The 16,407-nt window shown below is 38.3% G+C and carries 12 protein-coding genes; 8 read left to right on the top strand and 4 right to left on the bottom strand.

Annotation, left to right across the window (positions count from 1 at the left end; translation table 11 throughout):
• The first annotated feature begins 108 nt into the window (after positions 1 to 108).
• Positions 109 to 1,992 (top strand): hypothetical protein, encoded by a 1,884-nt coding sequence (locus E6H07_17855; protein ID TMI61765.1) that lies wholly within the window; start codon positions 109 to 111, stop codon positions 1,990 to 1,992.
• 53 nt (positions 1,993 to 2,045) lie between these two features.
• Here E6H07_17855 and glmM read toward each other — a convergent pair whose 3' ends face one another.
• Entirely contained in the window at positions 2,046 to 3,425 is a 1,380-nt protein-coding gene (gene glmM, locus E6H07_17850) for a phosphoglucosamine mutase (protein ID TMI61764.1), read from the bottom strand.
• A 140-nt stretch (positions 3,426 to 3,565) separates the two neighbouring features.
• Between glmM and E6H07_17845 the strand changes: the two genes are divergently transcribed.
• Positions 3,566 to 4,309 carry a methyltransferase domain-containing protein gene (locus tag E6H07_17845; GenBank protein ID TMI61763.1) on the top strand — a complete coding sequence of 248 codons (744 nt, stop codon included), beginning with the start codon at positions 3,566 to 3,568 and terminating at the stop codon, positions 4,307 to 4,309.
• Positions 4,310 to 4,365: 56 nt separating this feature from the next.
• Here the strand turns inward: E6H07_17845 and E6H07_17840 are convergent, their stop codons facing one another.
• Positions 4,366 to 6,339 (bottom strand): hypothetical protein, encoded by a 1,974-nt coding sequence (locus tag E6H07_17840; GenBank protein ID TMI61762.1) that lies wholly within the window; start codon positions 6,337 to 6,339, stop codon positions 4,366 to 4,368.
• Positions 6,340 to 6,450: 111 nt separating this feature from the next.
• Between E6H07_17840 and E6H07_17835 the strand changes: the two genes are divergently transcribed.
• Complete coding sequence (locus tag E6H07_17835; GenBank protein TMI61761.1) at positions 6,451 to 7,053, top strand: phosphatase PAP2 family protein; 603 nt, start codon at positions 6,451 to 6,453, stop codon at positions 7,051 to 7,053.
• The gene (locus E6H07_17830) at positions 7,054 to 8,349 is read left to right on the top strand and encodes an HlyC/CorC family transporter (protein ID TMI61760.1); all 1,296 of its coding nucleotides are present in this window, start codon (positions 7,054 to 7,056) and stop codon (positions 8,347 to 8,349) included.
• Between the two features lie 106 nt (positions 8,350 to 8,455).
• On the opposite strand, the gene E6H07_17825 is transcribed toward E6H07_17830, so the two are convergent.
• Entirely contained in the window at positions 8,456 to 8,992 is a 537-nt protein-coding gene (locus E6H07_17825) for a hypothetical protein (protein ID TMI61759.1), read from the bottom strand.
• Positions 8,993 to 9,095: 103 nt separating this feature from the next.
• Between E6H07_17825 and E6H07_17820 the strand changes: the two genes are divergently transcribed.
• From E6H07_17820 to E6H07_17805, 4 genes are all read left to right on the top strand, one after another.
• Positions 9,096 to 9,674, top strand: a complete 579-nt coding sequence (locus tag E6H07_17820) for a HupE/UreJ family protein (protein TMI61758.1) — start codon at positions 9,096 to 9,098, stop codon at positions 9,672 to 9,674.
• Between the two features lie 36 nt (positions 9,675 to 9,710).
• Positions 9,711 to 12,095, top strand: coding sequence for a M1 family metallopeptidase (locus E6H07_17815; GenBank protein ID TMI61757.1), 2,385 nt, complete (start codon positions 9,711 to 9,713; stop codon positions 12,093 to 12,095).
• 143 nt (positions 12,096 to 12,238) lie between these two features.
• Positions 12,239 to 14,623, top strand: a complete 2,385-nt coding sequence (locus tag E6H07_17810; GenBank protein TMI61756.1) for a M1 family metallopeptidase — start codon at positions 12,239 to 12,241, stop codon at positions 14,621 to 14,623.
• A gap of 70 nt (positions 14,624 to 14,693) precedes the next feature.
• A complete protein-coding gene (locus E6H07_17805; GenBank protein ID TMI61755.1) occupies positions 14,694 to 15,512 on the top strand; it encodes an esterase family protein in 819 nt (272 codons plus the stop codon).
• 60 nt (positions 15,513 to 15,572) lie between these two features.
• On the opposite strand, the gene E6H07_17800 is transcribed toward E6H07_17805, so the two are convergent.
• Positions 15,573 to 16,274, bottom strand: a complete 702-nt coding sequence (locus E6H07_17800; protein TMI61754.1) for a hypothetical protein — start codon at positions 16,272 to 16,274, stop codon at positions 15,573 to 15,575.
• Positions 16,275 to 16,407 lie beyond the last annotated feature (133 nt).

The following is a 16,407-nucleotide window of genomic DNA, read 5'->3' as shown; positions in this document are numbered from 1 at the left end:
CTATCTAAAGTTTTTCAAAATTGAGTTGTAAAGGCGTAAATTTAAATGTCGTGGGCAATTTTAACATCCATCCAGCAAACAGACTTTCAGTCTCGAAAACCAAAACAAATGAAAAAGAATTTATTGACATTGACTGCTTGCTTAACTATTACCGTAGTTTACTGTCAAAATGGAGCTGAAAAAGAGTTAATCAAGAAATATGATTTACCCAGTAGCTTCTTCAGCCCAGCTTACAATGCTAAAGAATACATAGTAACCCATTATGACAGCATATCGAGGTCAAATGGAAAAAACATATTACCCCCAGAAGACTTAGTAATTAAATCAGCAACATTTTTTATGCGAAAAGAAATGTTTGATAAAGCCTATTGGTTACTCAGGATGAATATTGATAATTACCCTAATAACTATATATTATACCAGCAAATGGCAGATTATTATAAGGCCAAAGGAGATAAAGACAGATCATTTGTGTATTATTCAAAAGCATTAGTCGTAAAATATAAGGAACCCTCTTTATTTGCAGATTCATTAATAAAATTTGACACTGAAATCATCAAGGATTACGACCAGTTATCTAAAAATATTGGACGAAAGACTCCGCCGCCACAATATCTGGTAAGAAACATTGCAAACAATTTAATTCGGCTCAATAAGAAAGATAAGGCCATGATTCTATTTAAAATGAATTACGAAAATAATCCCGAAAATTCTACGGCGCTTGATGATATGGGGGATTATTACGAAAACCTTGGAGATAGTATAAAGGCCTTTGAATATTGGGCTAGGGCTGCTTCGGTTCAGAACAAACTGCCTGATAACTTTTTTAATGCGTCTTTCAATCCTGTGAATTATTTAAACTCTTTCTATTCAAAACAACCTGGAGTTTCCGGAGAAAAGACCTTCCCCCCGGAGCAATTAGTTAATTGGCTTGGGTATGTTTTTTTATCCGGGAAAATGTTTGATAAAGCTGAAATGCTTTTTAAACTGAATATTGAGAACTATCCCAAAAGCAGTAATGTATTTGACAGTATGGCTGATTATTATGAAGCAACGGGAAATAAAGAAAAGGAAAATGAATTTCGTCAACAATTCGAAAAACTAAAACCTAAAAACTCATCAACACAGCAGAACTCACCGAGAGAAGTGATTGCTGATACAGCTTTTGATACTCAAGTCGCAGTGCCCATTTGTCAAATTAATTGTCCGGTTATTTTATTTGATGAAGCACATAATAATTATCATAAAGCTACAGGACGTTATAAACCATTTGCCCGCCTGATGGAAAATGATGGATTCAGAGTAATACGAAGCTTGACTCCTTTTACAAAAGAATTGCTGGGACAGGCAAATGTTGTAGTAATTGCAAGCCCGGGTGCAATTAATGTTGCTGAGATACAGATTTTGAAAGATTGGATTCAACAAGGTGGATCCTTACTTGCGATTACAGACCATGATAATTTTACGATTGATGAGTTATTATATTCCGTAGGTGCAGAGACACAGGAAATAAGTATTACCCTTGATTCACTTCATAGCAGCAGGTATCGGCCAGATGGTGTGACAATTAATCCAGGAAGTATTTATTTCTCTGAAACTGATAGGTCGTTGGGAAATCATTCAATACTTCGTGGTAGGAATGATTCGGAGAAAATAAAACGGGTACAAACGTTTGCCGGAAGGACTGTTGTTGGCCCAGACGGGAGCTCAGCACTTTTACCATTAAGTGAATCTGCAATTGATTTTATGGTTGTAGATCCGGCACAACCTAATATTTCAAGAGTCGCGATAAAAACAAAAGGTTTACGGACACATGGGGTAGCATTTAATTTTGGAAAAGGAAAAGTGGTAGTACTTGGTGAGGCCGCCATGATAACAGCCCAGCTTTGGCCTCCGAATTACACTCCGGATGCAGGAATGAATGTTCCCGGTTCAGATAATAAACAGTTTGCTTTGAATATTATGAGATGGCTGACAGGTTATTTAAAATAGACTATCATTTGACTTATTACAGACATGCTTTAGGTTCTGAAAAGCACAGTTGCTTACATAAACTCCTTAATATCCCTCATGATCTGCAGAGCAATGTTATTAGCAGTTGTTTCAAAATCACTTTCTGAATAAATGCGGATGATAGGTTCGGTGTTGGATGGACGCAGATGAACCCAGTCTTTGTCAAATTCTATTTTCAATCCATCTTCGGTATTGAGCGGTTGCTTTTTGTATTTCTTTTTTATTTTTTCAAAAATGGCTTTCAGGTCAATGCCATTTTCCAGTTCTATTTTATTCTTGCTGATAAAATAATCAGGATAATTGCTGCGCAATGATTTGATCCCTTTTTTATGATTGGCCAAATGACTTAAAAATAAACCGATACCGATCAAAGCATCACGGCCGTAATGGAAATCGGGAACTATGATACCGCCATTACCTTCACCGCCAATTACTGCATTCACTTCTTTCATCTTCTTTACCACATTCACTTCTCCCACCGCTGATGGAAAATATTCGCCGCCGTTTTTCAACGTAATTTCTTTCAGCGATTTGGTGCTACTCATATTGCTTACGGTGTTCCCCTGTTTTTTACCCAGGATATAATCAGCAACTGCGACCAATGTATATTCTTCTCCAAACATGCTTCCGTCCTCACATACAAAACAAAGACGATCAACATCCGGGTCAACAGCGATACCCAGATCAGCTTTATTTTTTACTACTTCATTACTTAATTCCCTTAAATGTTCAGGCAATGGCTCCGGATTATGTGCAAATTTTCCATTTACTTCTCCGTTCAGCACTATCACTTCATTTACACCCAATGCTTTTAATAACGCCGGAACATATGTAGCCCCGGTAGAATTAATTGCATCGACTACGACTTTAAACTCTTTTTTAGCAATTGCTTTCGCATTTACCAACGGGTATTTTAAAATAGCATCAATATGCTTTTGCAGATAAGTTTCATCAGTAGTAACTGCTCCAAGTCTTTCAACTGAATTAAAAACAAATTTCTCTTTTGATGCAAGCTCTAAAACTTTTGCACCGATCTCAGCTGAAATAAATTCTCCTTCGTTATTCAACAATTTCAATGCATTCCATTCTCTCGGGTTATGGCTGGCTGTAAGAATAATTCCGCCATCAGCATTTTCCATTTTTACTGCGATCTCAACTGTTGGTGTTGTAGATAATCCCAGGTCAATTACATCAATGCCCAATCCTGTAAGTGTACTTACGACAAGGTCACGAACCATTGCTCCGCTGATGCGGCCATCACGTCCAATTACAATTTTTGCTTTTGATTTACCCGCAGCGATGATAGTGCCGAAGGCTGCAGCAAATTTTACAATATCAACAGGTGTGAGATTATCACCGGGTACTCCCCCGATCGTGCCTCTTATTCCGGAAATGCTTTTTATCAGTGCCAAGATCTTGTGTTTATGGTTCGGACGGCAAAAATACGTAAAACAGGGTTGACATAAATGTTATGTATTACACTAATTAAAAACAATACAGTCAATATTTATCCGCATCATTTGAGTAACCCCTGGCTAACTTACATTTGCTTATGGCTCAAACAGCATGGTACTCAGAATGGTTTAACTCCCCTTTTTATCATAAACTCTATTTTGACAGGGATGAAAAAGAAGCTGCCGCATTTATTAAAAAACTCCTGGAACATCTTTCCCCTTTACCTAACAGCCGAATGCTTGATGTAGCTTGTGGCAAAGGCCGGCATAGCAAAATACTAGCTTCTCTCGGCCACCAGGTTACTGGTATTGATATTTCACCTAACAGTATTGCTTTTGCAAAACAATTTCAAAATGACAGGCTGGAGTTTTATGTGCATGATATGCGGCTGCCGTTCTATATCAACTATTTTAATTATGCTTTTAATTTCTTTACCAGTTTCGGTTTTTTTAAAACAAGACGAGAACATGATGATTCCATCCGCACAATTGTAAAAAGTTTAAAGCCCGGTGCTGTGTTTGTGATAGATTACCTGAATGTGCATTATTCAGAAGATCATTTAGTACATAATGAAGTAAAAAAAATTGACGGTACAACTTATACTATTCACCGCTGGGATGATGAAGCCCATTTTTACAAAAAAATAATAGCAGAAGATGTTGCACTCAGCAAACCGCTGGAATATACTGAGCAGGTAGCTAAATTTTCTTTAGGTGATTTTAATGATATGCTCAGTTACCAGGGCATGCAAGTGAAAGAAGTGTTTGGCGATTATGAATTGAATGCCTATGATGTAAGGAAAACGCCGAGGCTGATCCTTATTGCAGAAAAGTCTAGATAGTAAAATGATATTGTGATATTGTTACTACAGACTCCTGACTCCCGACTACTAACTCCTCATTCCTTCTTATTATTCATGATCATCCACCTGGCTGTTTCATAAAATGCAGATGTGAAAATTGAAAGCTTTTCCCGGATCGAATCCTGTTGTGGTTTTGAATACCTGAGTGCATTAGTTGTAAATGGAATTAATTGTTCATCAGGAAATTCAAGATTCTTCGTAAAATAAAAATCATCTGTCACCATTCCGATCCTGCCTGATGTATTGGTTGTAAATGCAAAGTTTTTTCTTTTGGTTGAATCCAGCAAATCACGGCCCAGCGTTGTATTTACATAGGGCTGGTGTATCATGCCTGCAATGGTAGGCAATACATCGATCTGCGATACTACTTCTTTTCTTTTTTGCGGCTGTAACAGTTCCGGCGCATAAAACAAGAGGGGTACATGCATATCCGTAAGCCGCTGCTCAGTCCATGCTGCATGATAAATGGAAGTTGCATCACCGGCAACTCCATGATCACCGACAAAAACAAAAATGGTATTGTGAAAATAATTTTCTTTTTGTGCAGCTTCAATAAATTTCTGGAAGCAATAGTCGGAATACCGGAATGAATTGAATTCATTAACCGATTCAAATCCGTATTTCTTTAGCTGCAATTCATCAACCTGGATCTTTTTAAATGCCGAATCGACTTCAGGGATCATAAATGGCCGGTGGTTGTCGGCTGTTTGTACCAATGCAAAAAATGGTTTGGTTTGTTGTTTAAAAACATCATTTGCTTCGAGAAATAAATTCTTATCACTGATACCCCAAACATTCACTTTCGGTGATTTTAGTTTTCCTTCTGTATACTTCTGCAAACCATGAATATTGTTCAGCAATCCATCAAAATTGCTGAACTCAGGATTTCCGCCAAGAAAATAAAATTTTTCATATCCTTCAAAATTATTGATGATAGTACGTTGCTGCACGGCTACTGAATCACGGGTGGAAAACTTGTAATTCTGCGCATCCGGGATGCCGGTTATCAGGGCAAATAAACCTCTTGCTGTGGAAAAATGCGGCGAAAAACATTTTTCAAAAAATACCCCGTTATTTCTCAGTGAATCAAAGAAAGGAGTTGTATTTAGCGGGTTGCCGCTCATACTGCTTTTATACATGCTGAAACTTTCACACATCACCAGTACAATGTTCGGCCTGCTTTCCAGTGAAGCGCTGCCAGGTAGTATCTGGCGTCGGTAATTCAATTCACCTTTTAAATTCAGTTGCATCCATTCTTCCATTACCGGTATTGCTTCTCTTGCTTTTATTGTATTGAATTCATGCTTGCGACCTTTGAGTGTACTGAAAAAATTTTGCAAGGGGTTAATGGCGATATAAGATTTAAAACTGTTTTTGAATTTAAAACTGTCGCTTCTTTTTAATGGCGGCCAGGATAGAGAACCATAAATGAACAATCCCATTATCAATGCAGCAATAAAAAAATATTTCCTCCTATAAGGAATTCCTTTACCATCTGTTGATCTGATCACCTGCCAGTGACTTTTATGATACATCCAGCGGAAAAGCATTACAGCTACTATCAAACCCAGTATCATCCAGATAAGCGGATAAGTTTGCCACATCATTTGCAATGAGATCTTTGGGTCTTCTACAAAATTCATGGCCTTGGCATCCAGCGGTTCAAGATTATAAGAAAAACTGCCAAAGCTTGCAGCAAAAAAGAAGAACAAAATAAAAGTGATGATAGCAAGATACCATGTCCACCATTTTTTATTTTGAGAAGAATAAAATGGTGACATTTCTGGCCGCATGCTGACCAGTATGATCGGGAACATGACGATGGATATCCAGCGTAGATCATACCGCAATCCCATGAACAAAGAAGGCAGAATATCATTAAAAGAAATAGTGGCGGGTTTGAAAGCAAAAAAAGTGATTAGTCGGTAAAGAGTGAAGATGAATAAAAAGATCAGGAACAGGTTGAGCACCCATAAAATTGTTTTTGGTATCCTGAACCGTGAAAACATCTGCCGTTTGATTTTTTTTATGAAGAATGCAAAGTAAAACTAATTCAGCTGTATCTGCAATGAGTATTAGACCACCTTTAACATTACTGTGTTACATTTGCGCCATAGAAAATGCTATTGAATATTGTAAATACCCTGGTAGATGCTGACCGTTGGCTGTTTAAAAAAATAAACAGTGACTGGGTGAATGATTTCTTTGATGCTGTTTTTCCTTTTCTAAGAGAAGGTAATCACTGGCTGCCGGTTTATGTATTTCTCTTCTTTTTCGTTACTCTGAATTTTAAAAACGGTTGGTGGTGGGTGGTTTTTTATATCTGTACTGTTGCCATCACTGATTTAACCGGCACTAATTTATTTAAACATAGAATTGAACGTTTGCGTCCTTGCTCAGATCCTGATTTTATGGACCAAGTCCGTCTTATTCTCGATCATTGTGCCGGGGGTTATAGTTTCATTTCAAATCATGCTGCTAATCATTTTGGCATGGCTGCATTCACTTATCTCAGTTTCAGAAAAACATTCAATAGTCCTTACCTGCGCCTGATTTTTTTATGGCCCTTGTTGGTATCTTATGCCCAGGTATATGCCGGCATACACTATCCTACTGATGTTTTTTGTGGTGGCCTTTGGGGCTTACTGATCGGTTCATTGGTAGCACAGTTTTTCAATAAGCGCTACGGAATCGCTATCTTCGATAATCAACTTAAAGCATAGATGGAAATCTTCATATTACTCGTTCTTATTTTTATCAACGGATTATTTGTAATGAGTGAAATAGCCCTGGTATCGGTTCGAAAATCCAGGCTGGAAAGCATGGCCGAAAAAGGAGATGAAAAAGCAAGAAAGGCCCTCGAACTTTCCAATAATCCGGAAGTTTTTTTATCGGCTGCTCAAATCGGCATCACTTTAATTGCTATTCTTACGGGTGTGTACTCCGGTGACAGGTTCAGCGTTTACCTTATCCCTTTCTTTGAACAATTTGATTTTCTGAGATCCTATGCAGAAAATATTTCAATTGCGATCGTTGTAATCATTGTTACATTTCTTTCCATCATTTTTGGTGAATTGATACCTAAACAGATCGGGTTGCTGCGGGCAGAACGGATCTCAAAATTAGTAGCAGGCCCTATGCGAAATTTTGCAACAGTTACCCACCCGATAGTATGGTTGCTGAATAAGATAAGCACTTTATTCTTCCGCATTTTTAATATAAAGAAAAGTAAAGATGATGCAGTGACAGAAGAAGAGATAAAAACCCTTATCACAGAAGGAACCGAAGCAGGCACTATTGATGAAGCTGAACAGGAGATCATTGAAAGAGTGTTTCATCTCGGCGACCGTAACATCACTTCGCTTATGACACACCGCAGTGACATTATCTGGTTCAATCTTGACGACACTGAGGAGAAGATAAAAGAAAAGATCATCAAAGAACCACATTCGGTTTACCCGATTTGCGACAATGATATTGACGAATTAAAGGGCATTGTAACTATCAAAGATCTATATGTGGCAGATGATATGACACTGTTCAAAGAACTGATGAAACCCGCCATGTTTGTTCCAGAAAATAATTCTGCTTACCAGGTTTTGGAAAAATTTAAAGAATCAAAGGAGCATAGCTGTTTTATTGTGGACGAATACGGAACAGTATTAGGCATGATCACTTTGAATGACATACTGGAAGCAATTGTTGGTGAAATGCCGCAGCCTGATGTACCGGATTATGAAATACAGGAAAGAGAGGATGGATCTTTTCTTGTTGATGGACAAATACCTTTTTATGATTTTTTGGTTCGCTTTGATAAAACAGAATGGATGAACGAAGGTGAACATGAGTTTGATACGCTGGCGGGATTTATTTTGCATGAGCTTGAACGCATACCATCAACAGGCGACAAATTTGATTGGAAAGGTTTTACTATAGAAATTATTGATATGGATGGTCACCGCATTGACAAAGTGCTGATAAAAATAACAGAGGAGTTGAGAGAGGATATGGATGAGTGATTCTGGATAGTGGATACTGGATTCTTGATGCGGTAAACACTTCTACATCATAAAGTATTATTAATTTGAAGACTATTACCAGTATCCGATATCTAGCATCCAGCATCTAGAAACTAAACTCCGCATTCTTTACCGGGTAATCCAATTTGGTGCTCTTCCTGTTCCCGTTTACAATTACATGAACGATCTCCGTTTGGTCGTCGAACATATCATGCATTATAGAACTGATAATAGAAACTTTTTTAACTGAAGCAACATTATCGGCCTGTAAATAAGAAAAAACTACCACATCTTCTTTTTCATAACCTACAAAATTCAAAGGAATTATTTTTCCATCAATGGTTATCTGCAAATGTGATTTAAGGTATTCAAAGATCACCTTGTTATTATCCGAAACAGCTTTAGTGCTGGTGAGGTCAATTGTCTTTTTATTGTTCTTGCTTAAGATGCTTTCAAAGTCATCCCAGAAAGTTTTACAGGTTATTTCGAGGGTTTTATCTGTCCCATTATGTTCTATTTCTACCGTAGCGATATGGAGGGGATGTGCCTTATTTTCATTGATTTGAACAGCCGGTTTGCCCCCCATAAAAAGAAGCATTGAAAAGAAGGGGGTAAAACACCATTTATAGAGCATTATTGCCATTAGCCAAATTAAATTTTATTGGGACAAAAGTCTGCTTTATTTTGATGCCCGGTTAAGGATAGCTGTTAAAATTTTATGAGTGGTTTAGCCGGAATGGGTATCTATGAGTGATTTTTCCTTTTATTTTAAAATTGGCTGGGAACATATTGTCAGCTTTGACGCAATGGACCACCAGCTTTTTATTTTAGCGCTGGCCGCCATTTATGTCATTAAAGACTGGAAACAGGTATTAGTACTGGTAACTGCTTTTACAATTGGTCATTCGCTTACTTTATACCTTAGCGTAAAAGAACTGGTAACCGTAAGCAGTAAATGGGTTGAGTTTTTAATACCCTGTACAATTTTTATAACAGCCATTACCAATTTGTTTCAGAAAAAATTTACCCCACGTACCATCCGTATCAATTATTTTCTGGCCTTGTTCTTTGGCTTGATCCATGGTTTGGGTTTTGCAAATACGATTCGTATTGCACTGGCAAGTGATCAAAGTCTTGGATGGGGATTATTTGGATTTAATGTTGGATTGGAAGCCGGGCAAATTGTAATTGTGTTGATCATTTTGACGATAGCCACTTTGGTCATGGATGTATTTAAAGCTAACCGGAGAGAATGGGTGGTTTTTACTTCCGGTTGTGCATTTAGTGTTGCTGTAATTACTGCCATCGAAAGATGGCCATTATGATATCAATTTTTTAATTAATAAAAACCTGTAACAAAAATGAAACGTGTCTTTTTATTTATTGCTTTTGCTTTTGCAGTTTACAGTATTGGATTGTCCCAGGACATAAAGAACAATTCCAACAGTAACCATGCAAACAAATTTGAGCAATTAGGAACCATTCTGCCTACACCAAATGAATACCGCACAGCTAGCGGCGCCCCCGGCACTAAATACTGGCAGATGCGTGCAGACTATGACATTAAGTGTACACTGGACGAAGTAAACAACAAACTGACTGGTTCTGAAACCATCACTTATTTCAACAACTCACCTGATGTATTGAGTTATCTCTGGTTGCAACTGGACGAGAACCAGCACAGCACCGCTAACAATGCAAACTATCAAACCGGCAATCCGATGCAGCCGCAGGTGACTGATAAAATGCTGGATCGTTTTGACGAAAGAAAAAGCGATAATGGATATGGTTTTATGATCACTAAACTCACTGATATCATGGGTAAGCCGTTGAAATATGTGATCAACAAAACAATGATGAAAGTGGATCTGCCTACTCCGTTGAAGCCGGGTCAGAAAATTTCTTTTAACCTTGATTGGAATTATAAAATTGCTAACCGTGGAGATTTTCTCCGCTTTGGTGGTGCAAGAGGTGGTTATGAAAATTTTCCAGAAGATGGAAATAACAATTACACCATGACACAGTGGTACCCCCGCATGTGTAAATACGGTGATGAAATCGGATGGCAAAACCACCAGTTTACTGGTACGGGTGAGTTTACACTCAGCTTTGGAAACTTTAAAGTTCAGATGACCGTTCCTGCTGATCATGTGGTTGGTGGTACAGGTCTTTGTCAGAATTATGCACAGGTTTTATCACCTACGCAAATGGCAAGATGGACCAAAGCACAAAATGCTGCTGACCCGGTACAAATTGTAACACTGGATGAAGCATTGAATGCATCTAAAGTAAAAAGCAACAGCAAAACTAAAACATGGATATACAAAGCAGATAATGTTCGTGATTTTGCATGGACAAGTTCAAGAAGATTTGTATGGGATGCTATGGGTACAACGGTAGAAGGAAAAAAAGTAATGGCGATGAGTTATTATGCAAAAGAAGCTTATCCTATCTACAGTAAGATCTCAACAAAAGCAGTAGCACATACTATTAAAACCTATTCAAAATTTTCTATCCCTTATCCTTACCCCAGTGCAGTAAGTGTGGAAGGCAACCAGGGTATGGAATACCCGATGATCTCTTTCAACCCAGGTCGTGCTGAAAAAGATGGCTCTTATAATGAAGGACAAAAGAATGCAGCCATTTTCGTTATCATTCACGAAGTGGGGCATACATTTTTCCCAATGATCATTAACAGTGATGAAAGACAATGGACATGGATGGATGAAGGTTTGAACTCTTACATGCAATATCTCACCCAGGAATTGTGGGATAATAAATTTCCTTCAAGAGGAGGCCCGGCTTGGTCAATCACTGATTATATGAAATTGCCGAAAGAACAACTGGAGCCGATCATGACCAACAGTGAAAACATCAACAACTTTGGTGCAAATGCTTATGATAAAGTTGCTACCGGTTTAAATATTTTAAGAGAAACAATTGTAGGCCGTGAGTTATTTGACAATGCCTTCCGTGAGTATGCAAAACGCTGGGCATTCAAACATCCCACACCGGCTGACCTGTTCAGAACATTGGAAGATGCAACAGGTGAAGACCTTGACTGGTTCTGGAGAGGTTGGTTCTATGGTACCGATGCATGTGATATTTCAATTGACACTATTAAACATGCAAAAGCAGATGTTACAGCGATCCCAAATCAAACAAAAGATACAGTTGTATACCGTGCTTTACCAAAAGCACAGGTAACCCGTGATGATATTTCAAAAATGAGAAACCGCGAAGACAAGAATATTGTTTTTGAAACAGACAAGGATACCGCCCTCCGTGATTTTTATTGGAAATACGATCGTGAAATGGAAAAGTATGATACAGCGAAATATCCTGTAACTATAAAAGCACAAACTGAACAATTAGACCAGGAAGGCCAGAGCAAGTATGCTAATAAAAATATGTACGAGATCACTTTCAGCAATAAAGGTGGATTGATCATGCCGATCATTCTTGAGTGGACCTATAAGGATGGTACTAAAGAAATAGAAAGAATTCCTGCACAGGTTTGGCGCAAGAATGAAAACAAGGTGATCAAAACTTTTGTAAAGGATAAAGAAGTAGCATCTGTAAAACTGGATCCGTTTAATGAAACGGCTGACGTCAATACCGATAATAATACTTATGGCGACATTAAAGAGCCAAGTAAGTTCAAAGTATTCAAGCAAAAACAGAATGTAACTCCTGCCCCAGGCATCAACCCGATGCAGAAGGCAACCGAGAAAAAAGCGTTCTGATCTTTTTGATAGAGTTTGAAAAAATGCCATTGGTTTTGAAGCCAATGGCATTTTTTATTTCCATTTGGATAAACGGCAGCTTTCTGTATTCATTTTTCTGTTAGTTTTGGAAACATCCCTATTTCAGAATAAAAATTCACACAATGAAAAAACTTCTTTCTGTCATTTTCACAATGATGGCTGTTTCAGTTGTCATTTCTCAAAACACCCAAAATAATTCAGGCAGTAATCACGGTAATAAATTTGAACAAATGGGCGGCAGTTTTCCTACGCCTAATGAATACCGCACTGCAAGTGGTGCCCCAGGTCCTAAATACTGGCAACAGCGTTGCGACTACGACATTAAATGCGAACTGGACGAAAAAAACTTAAAGCTTAACGGTAGTGAAACCGTTACTTATTTCAACAACTCACCGGATGTGCTTGAATTTCTCTGGTTGCAACTTGACGAAAACCAGCATAGCAGTGTGAACAATGCAAATTACCAGTCGAGCAATGTAATGGACAGAAGGATTTCACCACAACAGATCGATAGAGCAAATGAAGGAACAAGTGATAACGGCTACGGTTTTAATATTCTGAAGCTGACTGATGCTCTTGGCAAAAATCTCAAATACGATGTCAATAAAACAATGATGCGGATTGAATTGCCTGCACCATTAAAGCCCGGTCAAAAATTTACTTTCAAACTCGATTGGAATTATAAAATATCTGATCGTTTGGGTCGTGGTGGCCGTGGTGGTTATGAATATTTCCCTGAAGATGGTAATCATGTTTTTACCATGGCACAATGGTATCCTCGTCTTTGTGTTTATAGCGATTTCCAGGGATGGCAAAATCATCAATTCACTGGTCGTGGAGAGTTTGCACTTACTTTCGGAAACTTTAAAGTTCAAATGACCGTACCTGCAGATCATGTTATCCTGGCAACTGGTGAAGGACAAAACTATGCAGCTGTATTAACACCTGCACAGCTTGCAAGATGGAATAAAGCACAAGTTTCAAAAGAGCCGGTAGAGGTAGTAACACTTGATGAGGCTAAAGCTGCAGAGAAACAAAAAAGCGACAAAAAGAAAACATGGATATTCAAGGCTGATAATGTTCGTGACTTTGCATGGGGCACATCACGTAAATTTATCTGGGATGCATTGGCAACAAAGGTCGAAGGGAAAAGAGTCATGTGTATGAGTGGCTATCCAAAAGAAGCTTATGGTTTGTACAGAAAATTTTCAAGTAAAGTAGTAGAACATACGATTCAAACTTATTCAAAGTTCACGATCCCTTATCCATATCCTGTTGCACAAAGTATTGAAGCATCAAGCGGAATGGAATATCCAATGATATGCTTTAATAATGGTCGTACTGAAAAAGATGGTACTTACAGCGAAGGAACTAAATACGGAATGATCGGTGTTGTTACACATGAAGTAGGTCATAATTTTTTCCCGATGATCATTAACAGCGATGAACGCCAATGGAGCTGGATGGATGAAGGCCTGAATACTTTTGTACAATTTCTTACTCAAGAGCTCTGGGATAATAAATACGCTAACAACCGCGGACCAGCAGCATTCATCACTGATTATATGAAGCTACCTAAAGATCAACTCGAACCTATTATGACCAACAGTGAGAATATTGTTCAATTTGGTCCTAATGCATATTCAAAACCCGCAACTGGTTTGAATATTCTCCGCGAAACAATCATGGGTAGAAAGAGTTTTGATTACGCATTTCAGAAATATGCAAAAAGATGGGCTTTCAAACACCCTGAACCGGCAGATTTCTTCCGTACAATGGAAGATGCAAGTGGCGAAGACCTTGATTGGTTCTGGAGAGGTTGGTTCTATAGCACAGAAGCTTGTGATATTTCGCTGGACAGCGTAAAGTATGCCAAGCCTGATCTGAGTTTTGTACCTGAAGCAACAAAAGAACAAACACAAAAACGCAGCATTGACAAACCCAGGCTTGTCCCGGATAATGATATTTCAAAAATGAGAAACCGGGAAGATAAAAGCATCACTTTCCAGACAGATGCTGATACAACCCTTCGTGATTTTTATTGGCGTTATGCAAGAGGTCTTGAACCTTATGATACAACACAATTCAGTGTTACCATTCCTGCCAGCAAACCTGAAACGTTGACGGATGAGGAAAAAACGAAATACGCCAATACAAATATGTATGAACTCACCTTCAGCAATAAAGGTGGCCTGGTAATGCCAATCATTTTGGAATGGACTTATAAAGATGGGACTAAAGAAGTAGAAAGAATACCTGCACAGGTATGGCGACTGAATGAAGGAAAAGTGGTAAAAACATTTATCAAGAATAAAGAAGTAGCTTCTGTAAAGTTGGATCCCTTTAAAGAAACGGCGGATATAAATCAGGATAACAATTCCTGGAATACAATTCCCGAGCCTTCCAAGTTTACTGTCTTCAAAGGAAGACAAGGTGGACCAAGAGGTGCTGGACCGGGCCAGGCAAATAACCCAATGCAGAAAGCAGGCGAGAAAAAAGCATTCTAAAATCCAAATTTCTAAATCAAAAGCGAAGGCTGATCAATTCAACCTTCGCTTTTTTATTATCTTTCCTGTCATGAAGAATTTTCTTTTATCCCTTACTGTACTATTCATTTTACAAAATTCTTTTGCAGGAACTGTTGACACTATCATCATCCGCAGCAACAGCATGCAAAAAGATATTAAATGCGTTGTTATAAAACCAGCTACTTATAAGAAGAAGAAAAAAAACACTTACCCAGTTGTATATCTCCTGCATGGATATAGTGGCTCTTACAACAACTGGATAAAACAAGAACCTGATCTTATAAAATATGCTGATGATTACCAGTTGATAATTGTTTGCCCTGATGGTGAATTCAGCAGTTGGTATATTGATAGCCCGGTTGACAGTACAATGAAATTTGAAACCTACGTTGGAAAAGAAATTCCTGAAGCCATTGATAAATTATACAGAACAATTCCGAATAGAAAAGCAAGAGCAGTAACCGGCCTGAGCATGGGTGGTCACGGTGGATTGTTTCTCGGCTTACGTCATTCAGATATTTTCGGTGCATGCGGTAGTATGAGTGGCGGAGTTGATCTTAGACCCTTTCCTAAAAACTGGCACCTGCTGAGAAGACTCGGAGACACTATTATTCATGCAGACAACTGGAAAAACTATTCTGTGATCAATGTGATTGATCAACATAAAGGCGATTCTTCAAAAATTATTTTCGATTGCGGCACTGAAGATTTCTTTTATGATGTAAACAAAGCACTACATGAAAAAATGCTGCGGTTAAAAATTCAGCATGATTATATTGAACGGCCTGGAAAACATGACTGGAATTATTGGCGGAATGCCGTGAAGTATCAACTACTCTTTTTCAAAACATATTTCGAAGGAAAGTAAAAAAGATAAAGTTACGATTCAACAATAAAACAATCCAGCATCTGGAATCTAGTATCCAACTCAATACCCCGTCTTTCCATCCCTTACCTTAACGCTCTTCTTACCGGAGTTTTTCTTTTCATACTCCATCATCTCGGCTGTTTTTTTCACCGATTTATTTCCCAGTGAGTCTGTAGTGGGCTTATATCCTTTGGTTACATCAATCGGTGTCAGGTCTTCGCCTTTACTGTTTTGTGCACCTTCTATTTTATCCAAAAAATATTTTTCATGTTTTGTTATCGTTCCAAACTGTGGGTCATAATAGGTCCATGTACCATGCTTCAATGAAAAACCTTCCAATTTTACAATAGCATATCTCAGTACCTTATCAGGATTATCCGGATCTGTTACCGGTACAGTATCCCATGGATTGTCAGGATTCACTGCTTTCCAGCTTTCCTCTCTCACTAAACCACCACCCAACAAAAAATACTGACAGATACCATCTTTATTTCCCCAACGATAATTTTCCTGGGCAATCTTATCACCCATTGGTGTGTAACGTCTCCAAGTACCAACTCTTTTATCATTTTCAAAATAACCCTCCTCTTCATAACCTTGTTCCCCACGCAATTCAGGCACTATCACCACCCATGGACCTTGCTTTTTGCCCTGCATATCAATGCGGTTTAATGTATCTCCCTTTGGACCAATCTTATAGTCTTTGTATTGGCCAAAACCATTTATAGAAATTAAAAGGGCAAGTAGAATAATGAATCGCATAGTTTAGTATGTTTGATGATATTAGATTTTTGTTTCCGGCTGCAGTAATTCTGCTCATCGTCTGTTGCGTCGCACTCTTTTACGTTCAGAACTTTGCTCAGCATTCTTCGGCCACACATGAATAACGCCAAAA

Source organism: Bacteroidota bacterium (assembly GCA_005882315.1).
GTDB lineage: Bacteria > Bacteroidota > Bacteroidia > Chitinophagales > Chitinophagaceae > VBAR01.
The sequence above is the reverse complement of the archived record's forward strand: the minus strand, read 5'-3'. Positions and strand labels throughout refer to the sequence as shown.

Excerpts from the sequence above, each read along its gene's own strand:
- E6H07_17825 (TMI61759.1), bottom strand. The coding sequence starts at position 8,992 with ATGGCAATAATGCTCTATAAATGGTGTTTTACCCCCTTCTTTTCAATG.
- E6H07_17810 (TMI61756.1), top strand. The coding sequence starts at position 12,239 with ATGAAAAAACTTCTTTCTGTCATTTTCACAATGATGGCTGTTTCAGTT.
- E6H07_17855 (TMI61765.1), top strand. The coding sequence starts at position 109 with ATGAAAAAGAATTTATTGACATTGACTGCTTGCTTAACTATTACCGTA.
- E6H07_17800 (TMI61754.1), bottom strand. The coding sequence starts at position 16,274 with ATGCGATTCATTATTCTACTTGCCCTTTTAATTTCTATAAATGGTTTT.
- E6H07_17820 (TMI61758.1), top strand. The coding sequence starts at position 9,096 with ATGAGTGATTTTTCCTTTTATTTTAAAATTGGCTGGGAACATATTGTC.
- E6H07_17840 (TMI61762.1), bottom strand. The coding sequence starts at position 6,339 with ATGTTTTCACGGTTCAGGATACCAAAAACAATTTTATGGGTGCTCAAC.
- E6H07_17835 (TMI61761.1), top strand. The coding sequence starts at position 6,451 with ATGCTATTGAATATTGTAAATACCCTGGTAGATGCTGACCGTTGGCTG.
- E6H07_17845 (TMI61763.1), top strand. The coding sequence starts at position 3,566 with ATGGCTCAAACAGCATGGTACTCAGAATGGTTTAACTCCCCTTTTTAT.
- E6H07_17830 (TMI61760.1), top strand. The coding sequence starts at position 7,054 with ATGGAAATCTTCATATTACTCGTTCTTATTTTTATCAACGGATTATTT.
- E6H07_17815 (TMI61757.1), top strand. The coding sequence starts at position 9,711 with ATGAAACGTGTCTTTTTATTTATTGCTTTTGCTTTTGCAGTTTACAGT.
- E6H07_17805 (TMI61755.1), top strand. The coding sequence starts at position 14,694 with ATGAAGAATTTTCTTTTATCCCTTACTGTACTATTCATTTTACAAAAT.